This is a genomic window from Bradyrhizobium sp. AS23.2, from assembly GCF_001908185.1.
Classification (GTDB): domain Bacteria; phylum Pseudomonadota; class Alphaproteobacteria; order Rhizobiales; family Xanthobacteraceae; genus Bradyrhizobium.
In genome coordinates this window covers 1-7,483 of record NZ_LGHM01000285.1, presented here as the reverse complement: position 1 = coordinate 7,483, position 7,483 = coordinate 1, and the positions used below count along the sequence as shown (strand labels likewise).

At 65.1% G+C, this 7,483-nt stretch carries 8 protein-coding genes; 3 read left to right on the top strand and 5 right to left on the bottom strand.

Annotated features, from left to right (window positions below):
• Both AC630_RS41260 and AC630_RS41255 read right to left on the bottom strand, forming a co-directional pair.
• A partial coding sequence (locus AC630_RS41260) for a GIY-YIG nuclease family protein (RefSeq protein ID WP_074124128.1) occupies positions 1–208 on the bottom strand: 208 nt, incomplete at its 3' end.
• 133 nt (positions 209–341) lie between these two features.
• The gene (locus AC630_RS41255; protein ID WP_074124125.1) at positions 342–1,544 is read right to left on the bottom strand and encodes a DNA recombination protein RmuC; all 1,203 of its coding nucleotides are present in this window, start codon (positions 1,542–1,544) and stop codon (positions 342–344) included.
• 170 nt (positions 1,545–1,714) lie between these two features.
• On the opposite strand from AC630_RS41255, the gene def reads away from it, so the two are divergent.
• From def to truA, 3 genes are all read left to right on the top strand, one after another.
• A complete protein-coding gene (def, locus tag AC630_RS41250; protein WP_074124123.1) occupies positions 1,715–2,239 on the top strand; it encodes a peptide deformylase in 525 nt (174 codons plus the stop codon).
• Positions 2,240–2,381: 142 nt separating this feature from the next.
• Entirely contained in the window at positions 2,382–3,317 is a 936-nt protein-coding gene (gene fmt, locus AC630_RS41245; protein WP_074124122.1) for a methionyl-tRNA formyltransferase, read from the top strand.
• A gap of 139 nt (positions 3,318–3,456) precedes the next feature.
• Positions 3,457–4,194, top strand: a complete 738-nt coding sequence (gene truA / locus AC630_RS41240; RefSeq protein ID WP_074124127.1) for a tRNA pseudouridine(38-40) synthase TruA — start codon at positions 3,457–3,459, stop codon at positions 4,192–4,194.
• Positions 4,195–4,360: 166 nt separating this feature from the next.
• Here the strand turns inward: truA and dapE are convergent, their stop codons facing one another.
• The 3 genes from dapE to dapD all read right to left on the bottom strand — a co-directional run bounded on the left by dapE (position 4,361) and on the right by dapD (position 7,266).
• Entirely contained in the window at positions 4,361–5,527 is a 1,167-nt protein-coding gene (dapE, locus tag AC630_RS41235; RefSeq protein ID WP_074124120.1) for a succinyl-diaminopimelate desuccinylase, read from the bottom strand.
• A complete protein-coding gene (locus tag AC630_RS41230) occupies positions 5,524–6,174 on the bottom strand; it encodes a DUF805 domain-containing protein (protein WP_074124118.1) in 651 nt (216 codons plus the stop codon). Before AC630_RS41230 ends, dapE begins: the two co-directional genes overlap by 4 nt.
• Before the next feature lie 246 nt (positions 6,175–6,420).
• Positions 6,421–7,266, bottom strand: a complete 846-nt coding sequence (dapD, locus tag AC630_RS41225; RefSeq protein ID WP_074124116.1) for a 2,3,4,5-tetrahydropyridine-2,6-dicarboxylate N-succinyltransferase — start codon at positions 7,264–7,266, stop codon at positions 6,421–6,423.
• Between the last annotated feature and the right edge of the window lie 217 nt (positions 7,267–7,483).

Below are 7,483 nucleotides of genomic sequence, written 5' to 3'. Positions count from 1 at the left end.
GCCGCTTCTCTCGCTGGATCGCATTCTCGGGGTCATCGAACTGCTCGAAGTAGACCAGCCTTGCGACGTCGTACTTCTCTGTGAAACTCTTGATCAGCTTTGACTTGTGCTCCGCCACCCGGCGGATGAGGTCGTTCGTCACGCCAATGTAGAGCGTGCCACCAATCTTGCTGGCGAGAATGTAGACGTAGTAACAGCGTCCGCCCATCTGCCGCCTTTCTTCCGCTGTCATCGTCCGCGAAGGCGGACGATCCAGTACTCACCGGCGTCTCGGCTCGATCACGACCGCTGCTGCGTACTGGATGCCCCGCCTTCGCGGGGCATGACAGTGTATTCCAAGTCTATTCCCCCGCCTGGAGCTTGCGCGGAAACAGCTCGGGCGCGCCTGACGCCACGAGGCGCGGGCCTTCCGCCGGCGCATCGGTCTTGCTGAAGTCGAGCTCCTCGATCCGGCCCGCACGCTTCTCGATCTTGTCGGCGGAGATCAGCACTTGCCGGACGTCCTCGTTCACGTCGGCAAAATGCTTCTGCAGCTTCAGCACGCGGTCGCGCAGGCGGCCGAGGTCGTCGCCGAGCTTGATCACCTCGGTGCGGATCTGGTCGGCGGCGTCGCGCATGCGCGCGTCCTTCATGATCTGCTGCATCACCTGGATCGCGAGCATCAGCAGCGAGGGCGACACCAGCACGACGCGGGCGCGGTAGGCCTTCTGGATCACGTCGTCGAAACCGTCATGGATCTCGGCGTAAACCGATTCCGACGGCACGAACATCAGCGCCATCTCCTGGGTCTCGCCGGTGACGAGATATTTTTCCGCGATGTCGCTGACATGCTTCATCACGTCGCCGCGCAGCCGTTGCGTGGCAATTCGCCGCTCCTCGTCGCTACGGGCGTCGTGCAGCGCCGTCATCGCCTCCAGCGGAAATTTCGCGTCGATGCAGAGCGGCCGCTGATCGGGCAGGAATACGACGCAGTCAGGCCGCTTTCCCGTGGAGAGCGTGAACTGGAACTCGTAGGAGCCTTTTGGAAGACCGTCCTGGACGATCGCTTCCATCCGCGCCTGGCCGAAGGCGCCGCGCGACTGCTTGTTGGCGAGCACGTCGCGCAAGGTGGTCACCTGCGTGGTGAGGTCGGTGAGGTTCTTGTGCGCGCTGTCGATGATGCCGAGCCGTTCGTGCAGCGCGCGGAGGCTCTCCAGGGTGTTGCGGGTCGAGTGTTCCATGGACTGGCCGACGCGGTGGGTCACCGAATCCAGCCGTTCGTTGACGGCGCGCGCCATCTCGGCCTGGCGGCCGGCCAGCGCCTGGGTCATGGCATCGACCCGGCCCGAGGCCTCGCTCTGGGCGTGCAGTACCTGGCTCAGGCGCTCTTCCAGCTCGTCGGCCCGGATCGCGTGTGCCATGGCGAGCTCCGCGCCCCGCCGCCCCGAGCGCGCGATCACCACGGCAATCACAACCAGCAGGATGAGGACCAGGACGCCGAAGCCGATCAGCGCATCGATCGTGCGCACCGGCCAGTCGCCAGCCAGGAAAATGATCTCGTTCATGCCGTTCCTTCTAGCCGATTCGCGAGGGTGCGCGAACGAAGAGGGAACATTTATGGTTAACGGCCCCCTAATTTTCATGGTTAACAAAGCCCAAAGTTTTATGGTTATCGGACCGTTAACGAGTTCCTGGCCGCATTGACCGCATCCGGCATGCGGCTTAAATCGCCGCCATGGCCCTACGAGAAATCATCATCCTGCCCGACAAGCAGTTGCGACTGGTCTCCAAGCCGATCGAGAAGGTCACGGCTGAGATCCGCAAGCTTGCCGACGACATGTTCGAGACCATGTACGACGCGCCCGGCATCGGGCTCGCGGCGATCCAGGTCGCGCAGCCCTTGCGGCTCATCACCATGGATCTCGCCAAGCGCGACGAGAACGGCGAGACCAATCCGGAGCCGCGCGTCTTCATCAATCCCGAGATCGTCGCCTTGTCCGAGGAGCTGTCGGTTTACGAAGAAGGCTGCCTCTCGATCCCCGAATATTACGAGGAGGTCGAGCGGCCGGCGAGGGTCCGCGTTCGGTTCACCGATCTCGATGGCAAGGTGCACGAGGAGGACGCCGAGGGCCTCTACGCCACCTGCATCCAGCACGAGATCGACCATCTCAACGGCGTGCTGTTCGTCGACTATCTGTCGAAGCTCAAGCGCGACCGAGTGATGAAGAAGTTCGAGAAAGCCGCCAAGCGCGCGGAGTGAGTAGCCACGTCCTTCGCCGTCATGCCCGGCCTTGTGCCGGGCATCCACGTTTTTTACCGCCGCGAGCAGGAAGAACGTGGATGGTCGGGACAAGCCCGGCCATGACGAGTACCTTGCTCGTTTCCGAGGATTGTCTCGCCACATGCCCCTCCGCCTGATCTTCATGGGCACGCCCGATTTCTCCGTGCCGACGCTGCTCGAGCTGGTCGCGCATGGCCACGAGATCGCGGCTGTCTATACCCGCGCGCCGAAGCCCGGTGGGCGGCGCGGCCTGCAGTTGCAGCCGACCCCGGTCGAGGAAGCCGCGCGAAAACTCGGCGTTCCCGTGCTGACGCCGAAGACGCTGAAGACAGAGGAGGCGCTCGACGAGTTTCGCGCCTTCGATGCGGATGCTGCCGTCGTCGTCGCCTACGGCATGATCCTGCCGCAGGCGATCCTCGATGCGCCAAAACTCGGCTGCTACAATCTGCACGCTTCGCTGCTGCCGCGCTGGCGCGGCGCGGCGCCCATCAATCGCGCGATCATGGCGGGCGATGCCGACAGCGGCGTCATGGTGATGAAGATGGATGTCGGCCTCGACACCGGCGACGTCGCCATGGCCGAGCGTCTTGCGATCACGGACAACATGACCGCGGTCGATCTGCACGATCGCCTGTCCCGGCTCGGCGCCGATTTGATGGTGCGCGCGATGGCCGCGCTCGCGCGCGGCAGTCTCCAGCTCAAAAAGCAGAGCGAAGACGGCGTCACCTATGCCGCCAAGATCGACAAGGCCGAAGCGCGGATCGACTGGACCAGGCCCGCGCGCGACGTGCTGCGCCACATCCACGGCCTGTCCCCGTTCCCCGGCGCCTGGGCCGAGCTTGCGGGCGTCAGCGAGAACGCACGCGTGAAAATCCTGCGCTGCGAGCTCGCGAGGGGCTCGGGTGCCCCGGGCGAGGTGCTCGACGACCAGCTCACCATTGCCTGCGGCGAGGGCGCGATCCGCATCCTCGAGCTGCAGCGCGAGGGCAAGGCGCGGATGCAGGCCGCCGACTTCCTGCGCGGTGTGCCATTGAAGGCAGGCGCGAAATTCACCTGACACTGTCATACCCCGCGAAGGCGGGGTATCCAGTACGCCGAGACCTCTCGGTCGAACGGATAGGCCGCGGAGTACTGGATCGCCCGCTCCAGTGCGCAATTGCGCACCAGGGCGGACGATGACAGCGAAACTGGACAAGATGCCCCGCTACAAGCTCACCATCGAATATGACGGCGCACCCTTCTACGGCTGGCAGGTGCAGGAGACGCTGCCTTCCGTGCAGGGCGCGCTGGAAGCGGCGGTGAAGGCAATGACCGGCGCCGATGCGCGGGTGCACGGCGCCGGCCGCACCGATGCCGGCGTGCATGCGCGGGGCCAGGTGGCGCATGTCGATATCGCGAAGGAATTTCGCGCCGATCGTTTTCGCGACGGCCTCAACGCGCATCTGCGCCCGCATCCGGTCGCGGTGCTGGAGGCGGAGATCGTTCCTGACACCTTCGAGGCGCGCTTTTCGGCGATCAAGCGCCACTACCGCTATCGCATCGTCAACACCCGCGCCAATCTCGCGCTCGACGTCGGCCACGCCTGGCGCGTGCCGCGCCGGCTCGACAGCGATGCGATGCATGCGGCCGCGCAGCGTCTGCTCGGCAAGCACGATTTCACGACGTTCCGCGACACCGAGTGCCAGGCCAAATCGCCGGAGAAGACGCTCGACCAGCTCGACGTGCTGCGCGACGGGCGTGAGATCACCGTTGTCACCTCGGCGCGATCGTTCCTGCACAGCCAGGTCCGCTCGATGGTCGGCTCGCTGGTCTGGGTCGGCGAAGGCCGCTGGACGGCGGACGATCTCTCCGCAGCGCTCGCCGCGCGCAACCGCGCCGCCTGCGGCGTCGTCGCCCCGCCGGAGGGGCTGTATCTGGTGAAGGTGGATTACTGAGGAGCGCGGAGAGAGCGCGCTCTCACCCCACCCTCGGTATCATGCCCCGCGAAGGCGGGGCATCCAGTACGCCGCGGCTTCTCGGTTCGATCACTACTGTCTCTGGAATACTGGATCGCCCGATCAAGTCGGGCGATGACAGTGGAGGACTTGGCGATAAAGCGGCCTACCCGAAATACCGCGTCAGTATCCCGCGATAGACCTTCGTCAGCTTGTCCAGATCGGTCACCGGCACGCGCTCGTCGACCTGGTGCATGGTCAGGCCGACCAGGCCGAACTCGATCACCGGGCAGTAGCTGGAAATGAAGCGCGCATCCGAGGTGCCGCCTGACGTCGACAGCTCCGGCTTGCGGCCCGTCACTTCCTCGATCGCCGAGACTGCGAGATCAGTGAACGGGCCGGGCTTGGTGACGAACACGTTTGAGTTCGACGGCTCCCAGACGATGCGGGCGCGGATGCGGTTGCCGCAGGCTTTTGCCAAACGCGACTCGACCAGCTCGCGCAGGCTCGCCTGCGTGTGGTTGTCGTTGTAGCGGATGTTGAATTTGGCGCGGGCCTGGCCGGGGATGACGTTGCTGGCGGTGTTGCCGACGTCGACCGAGGTGAATTCGAGATTGGAGGCCTGGAACTGCGCACTGCCATGGTCGAGCGGCTCGTCGGAGATCGCCACGATCAGGCGCGAGATATCCGGCACCGGATTGGCCGCGCGGTGCGGATAGGCCACATGCCCCTGCACGCCGTCGACATAGAGCGTGCCGGATTGGGAGCCGCGGCGGCCGACCTTGATGGTGTCGCCGAGCGTCTCGACATTCGATGGCTCGCCAAGCACGCAATGATCGAACTTCTCGCCGCGCTCGGCGGCCCATTTCAGCAACTTGATCGTGCCGTTGATGGAGACGTCTTCCTCATCGCCAGTGATCAGGAAGGAGATCGACCCCTTGCCGTCAGTGCGCGGCTTGCCGCCATGTGCGGCGAGATGCTCCAGCACTGCGGCGACGGAGCAGGCGATGCCGCCCTTCATATCGACGGCGCCGCGACCGTGCAGAAAGCCGTCCTTCACCTCGCCCGAGAACGCGCCGACGCTCCAGGCGCTCTCGTCACCGGGCGGCACCACGTCGGTGTGGCCGGCAAAGCTGATGTGCGGCCCCTCGCTGCCGATCCGCGCGTAGAGATTGTCGACGTCGGCGGTGCCGGCTTCGGAGAACGTCACGCGGTGGCAGGTGAAGCCGGCTGCGGTGAGGGCTTTTTCGAGCACCCCGAGCGCACCGGCATCGGCCGGGGTTACCGAGGGGCAGCGGATGAGATCGCGGGCAATCGAGAGGGCATCGGTCATGAGCCCCGATTAACATGCATGCCGCCGGGTGGGCTAGCGTTTGGCGGGACAATTTCCAGCTCTGCCTGCTGGTCCCAGCTTTTCGCCGGGGACGATGTGGATGCGAAACGTTCCTCGATTTCGGCCAGCGGGTCGGAGCCGAACCGGTTATCACCCACGTTGTCGCGCAGGCAGAACGTTTCGACAAGGCCCCACAGCCACAGCGCGTGGATGGCCCAGTCGAACGGAATGAACCAGCTGGAGTCAGGCAGCAAGTCCCAGACATAAAACAGCAGCCGGGGGGCGAAGAAGAAGGGGACGATCCACCAGCCGCTCCTGTCGCGATCGTGCAGCCGCTTGATTGCGGTCGCAAGGTAGATCCAGAAGAACAGCGACGTGCCGAACAACTTCAGGATCAGGGTCGGGAGGTCGGCGGTCGGCAGCAGGCGATAGCCCCGGAGGTCGACCACCTTGAAGAGGTCGTCGAGGCCGAAGTCGAAGTTGAGCATGATCTTGGGGGAGATGGATGTGGCCCCTTCGAGAACTCCGATGACCTGAACGATGACCTCCTGCACGGCCGTCAACAGCGCGACGATCAGCAGCGCCTGCCACAACAAAGCGCGGTTGATGCGGCCGTCGAAGCGGAAGAGATACCAGATCCAGTCCATGCGAGGCTCCGGGCAGGCCGCCCGGATCTTGGTCGCGATGGAAGGAGGGTGGGTTCGATAAGGCGGCTGGCGCCGCTTGTCACCTCGCCCCGCTTGCGGAGAGAGGTCGGATTGCGAAGCAATCCGGGTGAGGGGGACTCTCCGCGAATTCGTCTGTCGCCGTCCCCGCGGAGACTCCTCCTCACCCCAACCCTCTCAGCGCGAGCGAAGCTCGTCGCGGCCCCGCAAGCGGGGAGAGGGAGAAGATTAGTCCCGCAGCAGCTCGTTGATGCTGGTCTTGGACCGCGTGCGCTCGTCGACGCGCTTGACGATCACGGCGCAGGCCGTGCTCGGGCCCATCTGGCCGTTCTTCATGGGCTTGCCGGGCAGGGCGCCGGGCACCACCACCGAATATTCCGGCACTTCGCCGATGAAGATCTCGCCGGTCTCGCGGTCGACGATCTTGGTGGAGGCGCCCAGGAACACGCCCATCGCCAGCACCGCGCCCTTGCGCACGATCACGCCCTCGGCAACCTCCGAGCGCGCGCCGATGAAGCAGTCGTCCTCGACGATGACGGGCTCGGCCTGCAGCGGCTCGAGCACGCCGCCGATGCCGGCGCCGCCGGAGATGTGCACGCGCTTGCCGATCTGCGCGCAGGAGCCGACGGTCGCCCAGGTGTCGACCATCGTGCTCTCATCGACATAGGCGCCGAGATTGACGAAGGACGGCATCAGCACGACGTTCTTGGCGATGAAGGCCGAGCGGCGCACCACCGAGCCGGGCACGGCGCGGAAACCGGCGTCACGAAAACGATTCTCGCCCCAGCCTTCGAACTTCGAGGGCACCTTGTCCCACCAGGTCGCCTTGCCCGGCCCGCCGGGAATGACGCCCATGTCGTTGAGGCGGAAGGAGAGCAGCACGGCCTTCTTCAGCCACTGGTTGACCTTCCACTTGCCGTCGCTCCCGCGCTCGGCAACGCGCGCCTCGCCCTTGTCCAGAATCTCCAGCGCCTGATCCACGGCCTCGCGCACCTCACCCTTGGTCGAGGTCGAGACGCCGTCGCGCGCGTCGAAGGCGCTGTTGATGGTGGATTCGAGGGCTTGGAGGGACATCGGGATTTCCTCTTCGGAACGGGAATTTTGATGGATTGGGGCGCTTTTTCGGGATTTGGAGGGGAGGAGTCAAGGCATACTCCGCCGTCGTCCCGGACAAGCGTAGCAGACCTCGTAGATGGGGTAACGGGCTCCCTGCGGCCTTCAACCAAGCCGCGCTAGCTACGGCGCTGTTTGATGCGCGCGTCGCGCGGCTTGGTTGGAAGGCAAGCGGTCG